The sequence below is a fragment of the Actinoplanes sp. KI2 genome (assembly GCF_025630775.1).
Taxonomy (GTDB): domain Bacteria; phylum Actinomycetota; class Actinomycetes; order Mycobacteriales; family Micromonosporaceae; genus Actinoplanes.
In genome coordinates this window covers 65,910-81,839 of sequence record NZ_JAOSZE010000024.1, presented here as the reverse complement: position 1 = coordinate 81,839, position 15,930 = coordinate 65,910, and the positions used below count along the sequence as shown (strand labels likewise).

The following is a 15,930-nucleotide window of genomic DNA, read 5'->3' as shown; positions in this document are numbered from 1 at the left end:
TACGGCGGAGAGGAAGCCGCGGTGAAATACCTTCTGATGATCTACGGCAACCAGGAGAAGTGGTCGACCATCCCGGCCGAGGACTGGCCGGCCGAGATCGCCAAGCAGGACGCCTACAACAAGAAGTACACGGCGACCGGCGAGTTGATCGGCGGGTACGGGCTGGCCGACGCGGGCGCGGCGAAGCTGGTCGAGCGCAGGGACGGCGCGCCGGTGGTCAGCGACGGCCCCTACCTGGAGACCAAGGAGTACATGGCATCCTTCTACCTGGTCGACGTCGAGAGCGAGCAGCGGGCGTACGAACTCGCCGCCGAGCTGCCCTGGGCGGACCAGAACCCGACCGAGGTCTGGCCGATCCTGCACGACTCCGCGACCGACGTGTGAGTCCGCCACCGATCGAGGACCTGCTGCGCGAGCTGGCGCCGCAGGTCCTCGGCGCGCTCACCCGCCGCTACCGCCGGTTCGACGCCTGCGAGGACGCCACCCAGGAGGCGCTGCTGCGGGCCGCCCGGCGGTGGCCGGCGGACGGGATCCCGGACAACCCGCGCGGCTGGCTGCTGACAGTCGCCTCGCGCGTGCTGATCGACGAGCTACGCCGGGCGGACGCGCGGCGCCTGCGCGAGGACACGGTCTTCGCCGCGACGCCGCAGTCCGAGCTGCTCGCGCGGCCGGCCGACGCGTTCACCGATCCGGACCGGGACGACTCGCTGACGATGCTGTTCCTGTGCTGCCACCCGGCGCTGTCGGCACCGAGCCAGATCGCGCTGACGCTGCGGGCGGTGGGCGGGCTGACCACGGCGCAGATCGCCGCGGCCTTCCTGGTGCCCGAGGCCACGATGGCCCAGCGGGTCAGCCGCGCGAAGGCGGCGATCAAGGCCGGCGGCCTCGAGTTCGACCTGCCGCGGGGCGAGGGCCACGAGCGGCTGCACGCGGTCCGGCAGGTCCTTTACCTGATCTTCAACGAGGGCTACACCGCGTCCTCGGGCGAGCAGCTGACCGGGCCGAGCCTGTCCGGCGAGGCGATCCGGCTGGCCCGCATGCTGCACCGGCTGCTGCCCGACGACGCCGAGACGGCCGGTCTGCTGGCGTTGATGCTGCTCACCGACGCGCGCCGCCCGGCCCGTACCCGGCCGGACGGCGCCCTGGTCCCGCTGGCCGAGCAGGATCGCACCCGGTGGACGCGGTCGTTGATCGCCGAGGGGACCGCCCTCGTCTCCGGGGTCCTGCCCCACGGCGAGCCCGGCCCCTACCAACTGCAGGCGGCGATCGCGGCGGTGCACGACGAGGCGCCCACGATGGCGGACACCGACTGGCCGCAGATCCTCGGCCTGTACGAGCTGCTCGACCGGGTCGCGCCGAACCCGATGACGACGCTGAACCGGGCCGTGGCGACCGCCATGGTGCACGGCCCGGCGGCGGGGCTGGCGCTGGTCGCCGGGCTGGAGTCGGACCGCCGGCTGGCGCGCCACCATCGGCTGCTGGCGACCCGGGCGCACCTGCGGCAGCTCGCCGGCGACCTGGCCGGCGCCGCCGGCGACTACCGGGAGGCCGCCCGGCGCACCGCCAGCCTCCCCGAGCGGCGATACCTCACCGCCCGGGCCGGCGATCTGGACAGCGCTCCGGTCGCCGGCCGAGACGATGCACAAGCGGACGATGGCTTGCATGCGGGCGACGTGGGTTTCGAGGGCGACCGGGCCGGCTGAGGCTCGGCCCGACGATCGCGTCGGCTCCGGCGCGGTGCGGGCGGACGTTGCCGTTCAGGCGAGTTCTGCCCGCGGGTCGGTGATACGCCGGTCGTCGCCGAGCCGCCGGGTCAGCCCGCGCCGGTCCAGCAGCTCCAGCAGCGGCACCGCGACGCGACGGGTGGTGCCGAGCGCTCGGCGGGCCTCGCTGAGCGTGAACGGCTGCTCGATCTTGGAGAGCTCTCGCGCGGCGTGCTCCGCGGCGTCGGCTCGCAGGAGCACGTTGGGCGCCAGCTGGATCAGCAGTCCGGCGCGCACGGCCGCCGCCTGCTGGCGGGGCCCAAGACCAAGATCATTGAGGTGGTACGCCTCGGGCGCGGCGAACGGGCTCCTCCCCGCGAAGGCTTTGTCCACCGCGGCGGTCAGCTGGGCCGGTACTCCGGGCGGGCCGGCCGTCGGCCGGACGCGGCCACCCTTGACGCTGAGCGGGGGTCTGACCAGCGCCTCCACCAGCACCCGGTCCGGCAGGCCGAGGCGGTGGCGCAGGGCCTCGAGCGGGGCGCCCGGCTCGAGCGGGTTCTCCCGGGTGTGCCGCTCGACCTCGTCGGCCAGGCGCCGGTGCAGGTCCGCCCAGTGGTCCGGGTCGACGAACCAGTCGCCGGCGGTCGGATCGCGGTCGACCGGCACGCCCATCGCGGTGAGGTCGCCCCGCCTGGCCAGGCGCCGGCGGCGAACCTCGGCGGCCAGGTCGGGCACGCCGTCGACGCCGTCGAGAACGGCGGCCCGCGCCGCGGCGGCCCCCCGGCGGGTGAGGCCGGGCGGGGCCACGTCGAGCACGGTGACGCCGCCGGCGATGTGCCGGCGGCCGGGGTCGCGCACCAGCGCCCGGTCGCCGATGTGCATCGGCAGCGGGCGGGCCAGCCGCAGGCGCGCGGTGTCCGCGCCCAGCGGGCGCACCCGGGCCGGGACGGCGGCCGAGCCGAGGTGCAGGATCAACGTCTGCGGCAGGTCCGCGACCGGGTCGCCGTGCACCCGTACGTCGAGCAGGTCGGTGGCGCGGAACCGGCCGGGGGTCAGCAGGGCGTCGCCGCGGGCAGCCTGGTCCCGGTCGACGCCGCGCAGGTTGACCGCGACCCGGGCGACGGCGGAGACCTCGCCCCGTTGCTCGCCGAGGGACTGCAGGCCGCGGACCCGGACGGTGTCCGGGCCGAGGGTGAGCTCGTCGCCGGGGCGCAGGCGGCCGGCGCCGAGCGTGCCGGTGACGACCGTACCGGCGCCCTTGATGGTGAAGGCGCGGTCGATCCAGAGCCGGACGGGTGCCTCGGGGTCGGGCGCGGGCAGGCGGCCGGCGAGCCGGTCGAGCGCCGCGCGCAGGTCGTCCAGGCCCGCGCCGGTGGTCGCGCTGACGGTCACCGCCTCGGCCCCGGCCAGCGAGGTCCGGGCCAGCTCGGCCTGGGCCTGCGCCTGCGCCGCGCGCGGGTCGGCCAGGTCGGCGCGGGTCACCACGAGCAGGCCGTGCCGCACGTCCAGCGCGTGCAGCGCGGCCAGGTGCTCGGCGGACTGCGGCTTCCAGCCCTCGTCAGCGGCCACGATCATCAGGGCGGCCGGGACCGGGCCGACGCCGGCCAGCATGTTCGGCACGAAGCGCTCGTGGCCCGGAACGTCGACGAACGCGACCGTCCGGCCGGTCGGCAGCGTGGTCCAGGCGAAACCGAGGTCGATCGTCATGCCGCGGCTGCGCTCCTGCGCCCAGCGGTCCGGCTCCATCCCGGTCAGGGCGCGGACCAGGGTGGACTTGCCGTGGTCGACGTGCCCGGCGGTGGCTACGACGTGCATGCGCGTGCGGCCTCCAGCACCGCGGCGACCAGGTCCTCGTCGGACTCCGGCGAGACGCAGCGCAGATCGAGCAGGAGCCGGCCGCGCTCGAGCCGGCCCACGACCGGGCGTGCGCCGGTGCGCAGGCTCAGCGCGTACGGCTGGGGTAGGGAGAGGGACCACGACGGGAGGGTGACGCCCGGCGCGCCCCCGCCACCCACGACGGCCTCGGAGGCAACCAGGGTGACCTCGACGCCCTCCTCGGCCAGACGCTTGGCGGCCCGCTCGGTGCGGGTCTTGAGCTCGGCCTCGGACAGGTGGAGGGCCTGCCAGGTGGGTGTGGGCGGGCCGGTCAGCGTGGCCTGGAGGGCGGCGAGGGTGAGCTTGTCGACCCGCAGCGCGCGGGCGAGGGGGTGCCGGCGCAGGCGCTCGACCAGGGCGGTGTCGCCGAGGATCAGGCCGGCCTGCGGGCCGCCGAGCAGCTTGTCGCCGCTGGCGGTGACCAGGGCGGCGCCCTGCTGGAGACAGGTGGTGGCGTCCGGCTCGTCGGGGAGGAGCTGGTCGGGCCGGAGCAGTCCGGAGCCGATGTCCACGACCACCGGCGTGGTGAGCCGAGCCAGCTCCTGCGTCGACGCGCCGCTGGTGAATCCGCTGATCACAAAGTTGGACGGGTGAACCTTGAGGATGAAGCCGGTGTCTGGGTTTATCGCTGTTTTGTAGTCTTCGACGGTGGTGCGGTTGGTGGTGCCGACCTCCCGCAGCCGCGCGCCGGTCGACTGCAGCAGGTCGGGGAGGCGGAAGCCGTCGCCGATCTCCACCATCTCACCCCGGCTCACGATGATCTCCCGGCCGGCGGCGAGGACGGTGGCGGCCAGGACCAGGGCGGCGGCGCCGTTGTTGACCACGTGCACCGCCCCGGCGTCCGGGACCGCCGCGCGCAGGGCGGCCAGCACGCTGCGGCCCCGCCGGGCGCGGGCGCCGGTGTGCAGGTCGAGCTCGACGTCGGTGGGCCCGGCGGCGGCGGTCAGCGCCGCCACGGCGGCGGGGGAGAGGGCGGCCCGGCCCAGGTTGGTGTGCAGGACCACGCCGGTCGCGTTCAGCACGGGCCGCAGGCCGCCGGCGGTGGCCGGCAGGGCGCGCACGGCGGCGTCGGCCACCTCCTCGGGGGCGATGTCGCCGGCCCGGGCACGCTGCTGGGCGTCGGTCACCGCCGCCTTCACGGCGGCGCGGCCGATCCGTGCGGCGGCGTCGGCCAGGCGAGGGTCGGCCAGGACCACATCGGTACGCGGCACGCGCCGGCGCGGATCCGTCATCGCTCGAATCTATCGGTTCTCCGGATGGGCGGCGCGTCAGTCGGTTCCACGGGCCTGGTCGCTTAAGTCCCGAGCTTGTGGGGCGCGTCCATCGGTTCCTCGATCCTCCCTTCAACTGGTCCACAATGGATGACATCATCCTTCGATGCGTTTGTTGACCCGGCCGGCCGCCGCCTCCGCCGTGCTGCCGGCCGCCTGCGGCGTGCTGCCGGCCGCCTGCGCCGTGCCGCTGGCCGCCTGCGTCATGCTGCTGGCCGCCTGCGCCGTGCTGCTGGCTGCCTGCGGAACCGCCCCCGGCGAGGCCCAGATCCTGGCGCCGTGGGCGGCCAGCGCGCCCGGGGTGGTGTTCGCGCCCAGCGGGGCGACGAGGGTGGTCGGCAGCGTCGGGCAGATGGCGTTCTGCCTGGACCGGCCGGGAGCGGCCCGGGTCGACCGGGTCGTACCGCACGTGGTGGCCGGAAGCCTGCGGATCGACCGGTTCTGGGTGCAGAGCGCGGGGAGCGGCGGCGGCGCGGGGACGGTGGTCGATCACACGTGCCCGCGGGCCGGGCGCCGGGCCACCCGGGCGGAGCTGTCGACCATGGTGTTCCTGCAGCTGAGGGTCGTGCAGCTGGCCGAGGTGTCGACGGTCGTGGACGCGTTCGTGCTGGAGTACACCTCGGACGGGGTGCAGCTGTCATACACGTTGCCGTGGGGTTTGACGGTGTGCGTGCCGGGGGATGCGGCCACGCCGCTGTGCGATCCGCAGGGATAGATCCCGTCGACGATGGGTGAACCCAGCCCGGTAGGGTCTCCGTCCCTGAGGTGGGATCGGGGGAGGCGTGCGGGTGGAATGGCAGACCGCCGTTCTGGCGGCAGAGTCCGACAGCGGCGTGGCGTACAACTTCGGCTTCGTGGTGGGCAGGCTCCTGTGCTGCCTCATCATCGTCGGCGGCATTGCGGGGCTGGTCGTGCTGGCGGTGCGCTCGTCACGCAGACCCCCTGCGCCGACGAATGCCACGGAGCCGCCTTATCCGTCAGCGCCCGGCTCGTATCCGCCGCCGGGCTCTTACCCGCCGCCGGGCTCTTACCCGCCGGGCGCGTATCCGCCGCCCGGCGCGTATCCGCCGCCGGGGTCGTTCCCGCCGCCGTCTGAGCCGCACTCACCGGGCACTCCGCCCGGTCCGCCGCATCCCTAGATCACTCGCCGTGGCCTGCCCGCTTGCGCCCGACGTCGCCACGGGTCGATCTTGGAGATTTTCGGTTTTGTGCGAGCACAAAATTGCCATCCTTGGGCCGATCATCAGCCGTATGAATGCGGCTGCCGCGGCGCGATATTGGCATGATCGAACAATGGTTCCGGCTTACCGCGGGCGAGCTGAACGTGGGACAATTCTTGGGTGGGACAGCTAGGATTGTTTTCGAGGGCCGAGCTCGCCGAAATGCGTGATCGGACCAGATCGCGACGATATTCGCCCGAGGCCGAGCGGTTTCGCCGTGAGCACGAGCGGCATCGTGCGTGGGGCCTCAAGCAGCGGCACGCCCAGAGGCTGAGCCATCCGCACGACGGCGAAGCGGCCGCAGCGCCTGCAACGGCGATTACGGAGACGGCTTCCGGCCCGGCGATCCCACAACGGCCAAGCTCGGCAGCTGCAGAGCGGCCAGGCCCGGCGGGTGCAAGACGTGCAGGTTCGGCGAGTGCGGGGCCGCCAGGCCCAATGGGTGTGGGGCGGCCACGCTCGGCGGGTCTGAGGCGGCCACGCTCGGCGGGTCTGAGGCGGCCACGCTCGGCGGGTCTGAGGCGGCCACGCTCGGCGGGTCTGAGGCGGCCACGCTCGGCGGGTCTGAGGCGGCCACGCTCGGCGGGTCTGAGGCGGGCGGGCCTGGCCGGTGCAGGGCCGGACTGAGCTGGCGAAACACCGCGGGCGGCAGTCGGGCGGCAAGCTGGCAGGCGGCGCAGTTCCGATGAGGCGTGCCATTCCGGTGTTATTCGCTTTCGTTTCTGCTGCCATTCGCGCGCGTTTCTGCGCTGCGGTTTCGGTTCCTTGTCGGTGCGGTGCGGTGCGCGCGATCGCAACCGGTCGGTCTCGGGGATTTTCGGTGCCATTTATTCCCCGGGTATCTGGCTCCGGACGTGTTTGCGTATGTGGCACGGGCCGCGGCCCTGCTGGGCCGCGGGCCGTTGTGGTCATGCCTTGTGTGGGCAGTTCGTCTGGTATTCGCTGATGCCGTTGCTGGACGGGCCGGGGCACAGGAACTGCTCGAACCTGGTGTCGCCGTCTACGAAGCGCTTCAGCCAGGCGATGCTGGTTGAGGCGATCGTGGGGTTGGGGATGTTCGGGGCGAAGTGTGATGCGCCGGCCAGTTCCAGGTAGCCCTTGTTGGTGGCGGCGGGCAGGCTGGCGAAGAACTGGTCGGAGAAGCGGCTGGGCGGCGCGATGGTGTCCGACTGGGCTCCGATGATCATTGTGGGGACCTTGACCGTGGCGAAGTTCTTGGTCAGGTCCCAGGGGGTCAGTGGCACTGCCGCCTTCAGTGACGGGCGCGCCTTTGCCGCCTCCAGGGTGCCGCCGCCGCCCATCGAGTGGCCCATCACCGCCAGCCGGGTCCTGTCGATTTTTGCTCGGGCGGTGCTGCTGCCGGTCAGGAAGTCGAGCGCGGCGAGCAGTTCCCGGCCGCGCTGGGCCGGCTGGTCCGAGGTGGTCAGGGTGTCGATGTTGAAGACCACGAAGCCCTGCGACGCGATTCTCGGCGCCAGCCAGGCCAGGCTGCTGCGGGTGGCGGTGAACCCGGGCGCGATCGCGACCGCCCCGAACGTGCCCCGGCTGGTGTCGGTGGGTGCGTAGATGTCACCGCCGCCGAAGCCTGCCTGCCGGGCCACCGTGGTCTTGGCGATCGCGAACGGCCCGTTGGCCGCGCGGATGCTCGCCGCCGACGGGTCAGGACCCCGGCGGAAGGACGTGGTCGCGGCGTCCGCGTGCGGGATCAGGGTGATGGCCGCCCCGGCAAGTGCCAGGCCGGCGAGTGCGGTGACAACGTTCCGTGTCCTGATAGCCATGGCCCGAGCTACGGAGCCGGTCGCGAAAAACGTTGAAGATTCAGGTGTACGTGAGACGGCGGTCGCAAGCATTGAACCGAACCCGCGAAACGGGTGTTGAGCAGGACGTGACGACGCAGAGTTCCCGCCGGGTGCTCGCGCCGGGCGCGGTGGTCCGCGGCGCGGTGCGCCAGTTCCAGGCGCGCGGGTCGCTCGACATGGACCTGCTCGCCACCCAGCTGGCGATCAGCCGCGCCACCCTGTACCGGATCGCCGGCAGCCGGGACGCGCTGCTCGGCGACGCGCTCTGGGCGCTCGGCCGGCGCACCCTCGACCGGGCCCGTGCGGCCCGCCGGCAGCCGGGCGTGGACGGCGTGATCGAGGTGTCCCGGCGGTTCGCCGACCGGCTGTGGGCGGCCCGGCCGATGCGGCGGTTCGTCGCGGCCGAGCCGTCCACCGCGGCCCGGGTGCTGTTCACCCCGTCGGGCGCGGTGCACCGGCGGGCGATCCTGGCCCAGCGGGACATCTTCGCCGAGGCCGGCGTGACGCCGCCCGGCGACCCGCTGCAGCTGGCGTTCCTCTACGTACGAATCATGGAATCGGTCCTTTATGGCGAGTTGTTCAGCGGCAGCCGGGTCGAGTTCGCGGTGGCCGAGCGGGCGTTGCGCGGGTTGCTCGGGAGCGCTTGACGCGGCCATCGGTAAGTCGTAGCTTACGGTAAGCCATGACGAACGCAACCGCGATGCTGACCGCGCTGGGCGACCCGACCCGGCAGGCGATCTTCGAGCGGCTGACCGACGGACCACTCGCGGTCGGCCAGCTCGCCGATGTCCTGCCGATCAGCCGCCCGGCCGTCTCCCAGCACCTCAAGGTCCTCAAGGAGGTCGGCCTGGTGGCCGACCGGCAGGAGGGCACCCGGCGCCTCTACTCGGTCGATCCGGACGGCCTCGCCAAGCTCCGGGCACACCTCGACGGGTTCTGGGAGCGGTCGCTCGCCGCGTTTCAGCAGCACGCCAACCGGGAGGCCGAAAATGATCGAAACCACTGACGCGGTACGCCGGGAGGTCGTCGTCGACGTGCCCCCGGACCGCGCGTTCCACCTGTTCACCGCCGACATGACCAGGTGGTGGCCGGCCGCGCACCACATCGGGTCGGCGCCGATCGCGGAGATCGTCATCGAGCCGCGCACTGGCGGCCGCTGGTACACCAGGCACGAGGACGGCACCGAGACGTACACCGGGATCGTGCAGGCCTGGGAACCGCCGTCGCGGCTGGTGGTGACCTGGCAGATCGGGTCCGACTGGAAATACCACGACGACCTGGTCACCACCGTCGAGGTGCACTTCCGGCCGGACGGGCCGGACCGCACCCGGGTCGAGCTCGTGCATCGCGACCTCGACGGGTACGGTGCCGACGCCGCCGCGATGAAGGAGACCTTCGAGGGTTCGGGCGCCTGGGGCGCCACGCTCGCCGCCTACGCCGCGGCCGCGAAATGAGGACGTACGCGGTGCTGCTCTACGAGTCCGCCGACGACGTGGCGAGCCGGGCCCCGGCCCACTTCCCGGCGCACAAGGCCCGCCTCGACGAGTTCCACGCGGCCGGCGACCTGGTCATGGTCGGCACCTTCGGCGACCCGCAGGCGCAGGGCTCGATGGCCGTGTTCGCCACCCGCGAGGCGGCCGCGAAGTTCGTCGAAGGCGACCCGTTCGTGCTCCACGGCGTGGTCCGGCGGCATGAGATCCGCGACTGGAACGAGATCTACTCCTGAAGGGGGCGTACCCACCCAAAGTCGGACGTATAAGACCGGTTTTCGTGGGTACGCGGTGGGCATGACGGCGACTACGACTCATTTCCCGACCGCGGGCACCGAGCTGGAGGGCGACCTGGTCCTCCCGCCCGGCGCGCACGGCGTGGTGCTCTTCGCGCACGGCTCGGGCAGCTCCCGGCACAGTCCGCGCAACCGCCAGGTCGCCGCCGAACTGACCAGGCGCGGGCTCGGCACCCTCCTGGTCGACCTGCTCACCCACCAGGAGGAGGTCGATGACGCCCGCACCCGCGACCTGCGTTTCGACATCGGCCTGCTCGCCGACCGGCTGATCGGGCTGATCGACCGGCTCGCCGAGCGGCCGGACACCCGCAGCCTGCCGGTGGGGCTCTTCGGCGCCAGCACCGGCGCGGCCGCCGCCCTGGTCGCGGCGGCCGCCCGCCCGGAACAGGTGCACGCCGTGGTCTCCCGCGGCGGCCGGCCCGACCTGGCCGGGCCGGCACTCGTCCAGGTGCGCGCGCCGACGCTGCTGATCGTCGGTGGCCGGGACCTGCCGGTGCTCGAGCTCAACGAGCAGGCCCGCAACGCGATGACCGTCACCGCTGAGCTGCGCATCGTCGCCGGCGCCACCCACCTGTTCGAGGAGCACGGCGCCCTGGCGACCGTGGCTGAGGAGGCCGCGACGTGGTTCGTGACGCACCTCCGCTGATTTTCGCCGACCGTGGGGAGGCCGCGACGTGGTTCGCGACGCACCTCCGGTGAAAACCGCCAACCGTGAGGAGGCCGCGACGTGGTTCGTGACGCACCTCCGCTGATCTTCGCCGACCGTGACGAGGCCGGCCGGCTGCTCGGCCACGAGCTGGCCCGCCGGCACCTGGCCGAACAGACCCGGCCGCTCGTGCTGGCCCTGCCGCGCGGGGGAGTGCCGGTCGCGGTGCAGGTCGCGGCCCGGCTCGGCGGCGACCTCGACATCGTCCTCGCCCGCAAGATCGGCGCGCCCGGTCAACCGGAGTTCGGCGTCGGCGCGCTCGCCGAGAACGGTCCGCCGGTCTTCGACGAGCACTCGCTCGGCTACCTGCGGCTGACCCCGGACGACCTGGCCGGCACGGTCGCCGCCGAACGGCTGGAGCTGGAGCGGCGAGCGCGCCGCTACCGGGCCGGCCGTCCCGCGCCGATCACCGCCGGGCGTACCGTGATCCTGGTCGACGACGGCCTGGCCACCGGGGTGACCGCCCGGGCGGCCCTGCGCTGGCTGCGTGGTCAGGGCCCGCACCGCACGATCCTGGCCGTGCCGGTCTGCGCCCCGCAGGCCCGCGAGGCCCTGAGCAGCGAGGCCGACGAGATCGTCTACCTGAGCGCGCCGCCGGGGTTCCACGCGGTCGGCCAGTGGTACGACGACTTCGGCCAGCTCACCGACGAGGACGTCGACGCCGCCATCCGCGGCTTCGCCAGCGCTTAACCCAGATCCCGTACGTGTGCGGGCGGGAAGTGCACGCTCGGGGCGGGCGAGCCGGCCCCCGGCACGTAGTCCTCCAGCAGCGCCGGGGTCAGCCCGGCCCGGTGGATCGCCCGCAGCGCGGCCAGGAAGTCCTGCACGAACGCCGGCCGGAAGTGCATGAGGATGATGTCGCCGGGCTGGACCCGCTTGAGCTGCTCCTGGTAGCGGACGATGCCCTTGTCGACGGTCTCCTTCCACATGAACACCGCCCGCAGCCCGCACTCCTTCGCGATCCGCAGCGTGGTGTGGTCCTTGTCGCCGAACGGCGGGCGGAACAGCACCGGGCGCCGGCCGTACCACTGGCCGAGCCGGTCGGCGCCGTCGCAGATCTGGCGCCGCTGGAAGTCGTAACCCCGCCCGGCCAGTTCCGGATGCGAGATGGTGTGCGCCTCGATCACCGCGCCGTAGTCGCGCAGCCGGTTGAAGAACGGGACGTCGTCCTGGATCGCGTCGGTGGTCAGGAACAGGGTCACCGGGATGCCGGCCGCCGCGAACAGCTTCACCGCCTCCGGATTCTTGAGGAAGCCGTCGTCGATGGTCAGGAACGCCACCGGCTGGGTCACCGGGATCCGGGACAGGAACGGCGCCTCGTCGCCGGGCGGCAGGGTGATCGGCTCGGGCGGTGGGGCCGGCGGGAACCGGGGCACGTCGCTGAGCTTCCAGCCGACCGGCGCGCCCATACCGGCGGGCAGCGTCGCCTCGGTCGAGGCCGGCGACGGTGAGAGAGCCGGGTCGACCGAGGGCATGAGCACGGCCGGGTCCGGAGCGGCGGAGACCGACGGCGCGGCGGACGGCCGCAGCGCGCGGCCGGTGCTCCACCCGGCCACGGTCGGCACGACCACCAGGGCGGCGCAGGCCGCTCCCAGTACGAGACGCCGCCGCGACACTGTGATCACGCCGGGCACCCTACCCGTTCCGGGCAAATCGCTAGGACATGGGCGTCAACTCGCCAGGCGGAACGTCTCGGCGTGCCGCTGCCGGGCGGGCACCTTGAGCGCCCGCAGCGTCCGCAGCACCGCGTCGGTCATCCCGGACGGGCCGCACACGAACACATCCCGCTCGACGATGTCCGGCACCAGCGTGATCAGACTTTCCGGACTGAACGGGTTGTTCGGCGGACTTCCGGCGCCGGTCCGGCCGGTGAGCAGGTGCAGAGTCGCCCCGCGTACGGAAGCAAGGTTTTGCATCTCGCCCAGCAGGACGGCCTGGGCCGGCTCGTGCACCCGGTAGAGGACGACGATGTCGCCGGTGAGGGTGTTGTCCTCGAGCAGGGCGCGGATCGGGGTCACGCCGATGCCACCCGCGATGAGCAACGTCTTGTCGGTGACCCGCTGGCCGGCCGTGAACCCGCCGTAGGGGCCCTCGGCGAAGACCCGGGTGCCCAGCGGAAGGCGGCGCAGGCCCGCGCTGGTCTCGCCGATGCCCTTCGCGGTCAGCCGCAGCGAACGCCCGTCCGGCGCGGCCGACAGCGAGAACGGGTTGACCTGCCACCACCGGTTGTGGCCGAGGAAGCGCCACAGGAAGAACTGCCCGGCCCGGGCGTCGAGGCGATCGAGGTGCTGCCCGGTTATGTAGACCGAGACCACGTCGTCGGCCTCGGGCACCACGGCGGCCACCTTGAGCTGGTGGCGGGCGTTGCGCAGCAGCGGCACGAAGAACCGGCCGACGAACAGGGCGCCCAGCGCGAAGGCCCACAGGCCCCACCAGTACAGCTGGGTGAAGATGTTGGTCTTGAAGGCCGAGCCCTCGAAGAGCTGGTGCACGATGCCGAGCGCCACGATCGCGTAGACCAGCAGGTGCAGGGTGTGCCAGGTCTCGTAGGAGACGCGGCGGCGCACCAGCCTCAGCGAGACGGCCGCGGTGACGATGAGCAGGCCGGCGGCAATCATGCCGAGCAGCACCGGCATCTGCCCGGCCAGGTTGGGGATCTCGTCCAGGAAGGAGATCTTGTCGAGCTCGGAGTACCCCAGGAGCACGAACGTGGGGTGCAGCAGGACCAGCCAGAACAGGGTGAAGCCGGTCCACCGGTGCCAGGTGGTCAGCTTGTCCATGCCGAGCCGCCGGTCGAGGAACGGCAACCGGGCGATCAGCAGCAGCTGCAGCGCCATCACGAAGGCCAGGTGCAGGCCGAAGAATCGCCCGATGGAGGTCAGCGTGTTGTGTGCCGGCGGGCTCGCGGTGACGAACATCAACTCGACGATCGCCAGGTTGGCGACCAAGAAGATCCACAGGACTAGGTGAGCGCTACGAGCCGTCGTGGCGGAGCGGGTCTGTGGCTGGGTCACTGCGGTCATTCGATGTCTCCCCGCTGCTGGCGTATGCCGGCGTGTACCACTCGTAGCGGAACTGGGTTCAGTACGCAATGTGTGAGCCGACACCGGGTCGCGACGGCTGGCGCGGGGCGGCAATACTTGTCGGGCGTCCGGGGAGGCCGGGCCGGCTTGGAGGGGTGGAGCGGCGATGCCGGACGAGGGCGCGATGCCGGACAGGACCGCGAGGCCGCCGAGGGCTCCGGGCGTCCCACGGCCACCGGCGGCCGGTTCGGCCCGGGTGACGCCGCCCGCGCAGCCGCCATCCCAGCCTGCCTCGCTGCCGCCTGCTTCGCCTGCTTCGCCTGCTTCGCCCGCTCCGCCTGCTTCGCCTGCTTCGCCGCCGGGCGGCATGGTGTACGGCGGCCGGCCGTCGCCCGCCGGGCGAGCGCAAGTTTCGCCCCCGGCGCCCTTTTTGCCCCGCCAGCCGGCCGCCGGTAAGGCTTCGGTGCCCGCCGCGCCCCAGCCGCCGTTCCCTCCGCAGCCGCAGCGCGCTCCGCAGCCGCAGTTCCAGTCGCCGCCGCAGCAGTTCCAGCCGGCGCAGCAGTTCCAGCAGCCGCCGCAGCAGCCGCAGTCGCCGTTCGCGCAGCAGTCGCAGTTCGCGCCGCACCCGCAGCCCACGCCGCACCCGGAAAATCCGAAAAATCCGAAAAAGGCGAAAGGCCGGAAACGCCTCCTCGCCGTACTCCTCCCGGCGATCCTCCTCATCGCGCTCGCCAGCTCCGGCGCCGCCGTCCAGCTGCACCGCACGCTCCCGGCGGCCACCCTCACCACCACCGTCGCCAGCAGTTTGCGCATCCCCGGCAAGCTGCCCACCCTCCCGTGGCCCAAGGCGGGTTCGGCCGAGCTGATGATCGAGGGACTGGGCCGGCTCGGCGGCTCCGGTGACAACGACCCCGAGGCGATCGGCAGCGTCGCCAAGGTGATGACCGCGTACCTGATCCTCAAGAACCACCCGCTCAGCGGCACGGACGAGGGTCCCGCCATCACGGTCACCGCCGCGGACGTCGCCGATTACCAGTCCCGCATTCCCTCGGGCCAGTCGCTGGTCAAGGTGGCCGCCGGTGAGAAGATCACCGAGCGGGAGGCGCTGGAGGCGTTGCTGCTCCCGTCCGCCAACAACGTCGCGCACATGCTCGGCGTCTGGGACGCGGGCTCGGCGGACGGGTTCCTCACCAAGATGAACGACGCCGCCCAGGAACTCGGCATGAAGAACACCCACTACACCGACCCGAGCGGGTTTCTGCCGAGCACCGTGAGCACCGCCGCCGATCAGGTGCTGCTGGGCCGGGCAGCCATCAAGGACCCGGTCTTCGCCGAGATCGTCGCCCTGCAGGGTGCCACCATCCCGGTCGCCGGCCCCATCCAGAACTACAACGCGCTGCTGGGTGAGCAGGGCGTCTTCGGCATCAAGACCGGCTCGACCGGCGACGCCGGCGGCAACCTGCTCTTCGCCGCGCACCTGCAGGTGGGCGGCAAGACCCTCACCCTGGTCGGCGCCGTCTTCAACCAGCCCGGCGCGCACACCCCCGAGCAGTTGGCCCAGGTCAACAGGGTGGTCCGCAAACTGCTGACCGCCGTGAACGCCGCGGTCAAGGAGTACACCCTGCTGGCCGACCAGCCGTCGGGCGCGGTCACCACGGCCTGGGGCGCCACCGTGCCGATCAGTCCCACCGCCCCGTTGAAGGTGGTCGGCTGGCCCGGCCTGTCCTTCAAGGTCACCACCAGCCGGGTGAATCCTTCCGCGGAGGTGACCTCCGGCCAGGTGGTGGGTGCGGTCCAAGCCGGTTCCGTACGCGTCAACCTGGCCACCGACGCGGCATCGTCCCCGCCCAGCCTCTGGTGGAAGCTGACCCGCCGTCCGTAGCACTCAAAGGCGGCCCCGGCGGCCGCGCCTGGTGCCGACCGTCGCCGGCATCGGGCTGGTCAGCCTGTCCGGCCAGGTGAAGACGACCTTGCCGGTCGCCTCGAAGTCGACCGCGAGCTCGCCCAGCATGGCGACCGCGGCCGCCACCTCCTCGGCGGACCAGGGGAGCGGCTCGGTGCTGAACACGCCCCAGCTGCGTCGCAGCCGCTCCATCGTGGAGGTGGCGTCGTGCTCGACCGCGTCGTGCACCACGCCGGCCAGGATCTCGGCGATGCCCAGCGACCGCTTGTTGGCCGCGAGCAGGCGCTTGCTGCGCTCGGCGGCGTCGTGCCGGGGCCGTCCCGACACCACCCGCATGTTGTCGAAGACCCCGCCGCCGGCGATCGACCCGAACACCCCGCCCGCCATGCCGAGCTCGCGCTCGGTCACCGCGTGCGCCAGGTCGTGCGGCACCCGGTACCTGCGGTCGTAGCCGGGCAGCTCGAGCACCACCCCGTCGCCGCGCCGGATGGTGGCCAGCGTCGATCCACTCAACCCCCGGGCAAAAGTGATCAGCATCTTCCGATGCTGGCCCCAATCCGGGGACTTGGCCAGCAGTTGTTCCCCGCTTTCCAGGATCTGCTCGACCGGCGCCCGTCCACCGATCGGTGGACCGGGTCAACCGG

The 15,930-nt window shown here is 72.7% G+C and carries 16 protein-coding genes; 10 read left to right on the top strand and 6 right to left on the bottom strand.

Going from position 1 to position 15,930, the window contains the following annotated elements; translation table 11 throughout:
- The first annotated feature begins 21 nt into the window (after positions 1 to 21).
- Positions 22 to 384, top strand: coding sequence for a YciI family protein (locus ODJ79_RS25180; protein WP_263026036.1), 363 nt, complete (start codon positions 22 to 24; stop codon positions 382 to 384).
- Complete coding sequence (locus ODJ79_RS25175; RefSeq protein WP_263026035.1) at positions 381 to 1,703, top strand: RNA polymerase sigma factor; 1,323 nt, start codon at positions 381 to 383, stop codon at positions 1,701 to 1,703. Before ODJ79_RS25180 ends, ODJ79_RS25175 begins: the two co-directional genes overlap by 4 nt.
- Positions 1,704 to 1,757: 54 nt before the next feature.
- On the opposite strand, the gene selB is transcribed toward ODJ79_RS25175, so the two are convergent.
- Complete coding sequence (gene selB / locus ODJ79_RS25170; protein WP_263026034.1) at positions 1,758 to 3,518, bottom strand: selenocysteine-specific translation elongation factor; 1,761 nt, start codon at positions 3,516 to 3,518, stop codon at positions 1,758 to 1,760.
- Positions 3,506 to 4,810: an L-seryl-tRNA(Sec) selenium transferase gene (selA, locus tag ODJ79_RS25165; protein ID WP_263026033.1), complete on the bottom strand. Its 1,305-nt coding sequence runs from the start codon at positions 4,808 to 4,810 to the stop codon at positions 3,506 to 3,508. Before selA ends, selB begins: the two co-directional genes overlap by 13 nt.
- A 145-nt stretch (positions 4,811 to 4,955) precedes the next feature.
- On the opposite strand from selA, the gene ODJ79_RS25160 reads away from it, so the two are divergent.
- The gene (locus ODJ79_RS25160) at positions 4,956 to 5,564 is read left to right on the top strand and encodes a hypothetical protein (RefSeq protein ID WP_263026032.1); all 609 of its coding nucleotides are present in this window, start codon (positions 4,956 to 4,958) and stop codon (positions 5,562 to 5,564) included.
- 1,413 nt (positions 5,565 to 6,977) lie between these two features.
- On the opposite strand, the gene ODJ79_RS25155 is transcribed toward ODJ79_RS25160, so the two are convergent.
- Positions 6,978 to 7,847: an alpha/beta hydrolase family protein gene (locus ODJ79_RS25155; protein WP_263026031.1), complete on the bottom strand. Its 870-nt coding sequence runs from the start codon at positions 7,845 to 7,847 to the stop codon at positions 6,978 to 6,980.
- Positions 7,848 to 7,954: 107 nt separating this feature from the next.
- On the opposite strand from ODJ79_RS25155, the gene ODJ79_RS25150 reads away from it, so the two are divergent.
- From ODJ79_RS25150 to ODJ79_RS25125, 6 genes are all read left to right on the top strand, one after another.
- Positions 7,955 to 8,515, top strand: a complete 561-nt coding sequence (locus ODJ79_RS25150) for a QsdR family transcriptional regulator (RefSeq protein ID WP_263026030.1) — start codon at positions 7,955 to 7,957, stop codon at positions 8,513 to 8,515.
- A 35-nt stretch (positions 8,516 to 8,550) separates the two neighbouring features.
- Complete coding sequence (locus tag ODJ79_RS25145) at positions 8,551 to 8,874, top strand: ArsR/SmtB family transcription factor (RefSeq protein WP_263026029.1); 324 nt, start codon at positions 8,551 to 8,553, stop codon at positions 8,872 to 8,874.
- Positions 8,858 to 9,322, top strand: a complete 465-nt coding sequence (locus tag ODJ79_RS25140; protein WP_263026028.1) for an SRPBCC family protein — start codon at positions 8,858 to 8,860, stop codon at positions 9,320 to 9,322. Before ODJ79_RS25145 ends, ODJ79_RS25140 begins: the two co-directional genes overlap by 17 nt.
- Positions 9,319 to 9,594, top strand: coding sequence for a YciI family protein (locus ODJ79_RS25135; RefSeq protein WP_263026027.1), 276 nt, complete (start codon positions 9,319 to 9,321; stop codon positions 9,592 to 9,594). The genes ODJ79_RS25140 and ODJ79_RS25135 overlap by 4 nt, the downstream gene beginning before the upstream one ends.
- Before the next feature lie 61 nt (positions 9,595 to 9,655).
- A complete protein-coding gene (locus ODJ79_RS25130) occupies positions 9,656 to 10,300 on the top strand; it encodes a dienelactone hydrolase family protein (RefSeq protein ID WP_263026026.1) in 645 nt (214 codons plus the stop codon).
- 81 nt (positions 10,301 to 10,381) lie between these two features.
- Complete coding sequence (locus ODJ79_RS25125; protein WP_263026025.1) at positions 10,382 to 11,050, top strand: phosphoribosyltransferase; 669 nt, start codon at positions 10,382 to 10,384, stop codon at positions 11,048 to 11,050.
- On the opposite strand, the gene ODJ79_RS25120 is transcribed toward ODJ79_RS25125, so the two are convergent.
- Together ODJ79_RS25120 and ODJ79_RS25115 are read right to left on the bottom strand one after the other, a co-directional pair.
- Entirely contained in the window at positions 11,047 to 11,985 is a 939-nt protein-coding gene (locus tag ODJ79_RS25120) for a polysaccharide deacetylase family protein (protein WP_263026024.1), read from the bottom strand. The genes ODJ79_RS25125 and ODJ79_RS25120 overlap by 4 nt on opposite strands.
- A gap of 45 nt (positions 11,986 to 12,030) precedes the next feature.
- Positions 12,031 to 13,383, bottom strand: a complete 1,353-nt coding sequence (locus ODJ79_RS25115; protein WP_263026023.1) for a ferredoxin reductase family protein — start codon at positions 13,381 to 13,383, stop codon at positions 12,031 to 12,033.
- Between the two features lie 463 nt (positions 13,384 to 13,846).
- Between ODJ79_RS25115 and ODJ79_RS25110 the strand changes: the two genes are divergently transcribed.
- Entirely contained in the window at positions 13,847 to 15,265 is a 1,419-nt protein-coding gene (locus ODJ79_RS25110) for a D-alanyl-D-alanine carboxypeptidase family protein (protein ID WP_263026022.1), read from the top strand.
- Between the two features lie 3 nt (positions 15,266 to 15,268).
- On the opposite strand, the gene ODJ79_RS25105 is transcribed toward ODJ79_RS25110, so the two are convergent.
- Positions 15,269 to 15,823 carry a hypothetical protein gene (locus ODJ79_RS25105; protein WP_263026021.1) on the bottom strand — a complete coding sequence of 185 codons (555 nt, stop codon included), beginning with the start codon at positions 15,821 to 15,823 and terminating at the stop codon, positions 15,269 to 15,271.
- Positions 15,824 to 15,930: the final 107 nt, after the last annotated feature.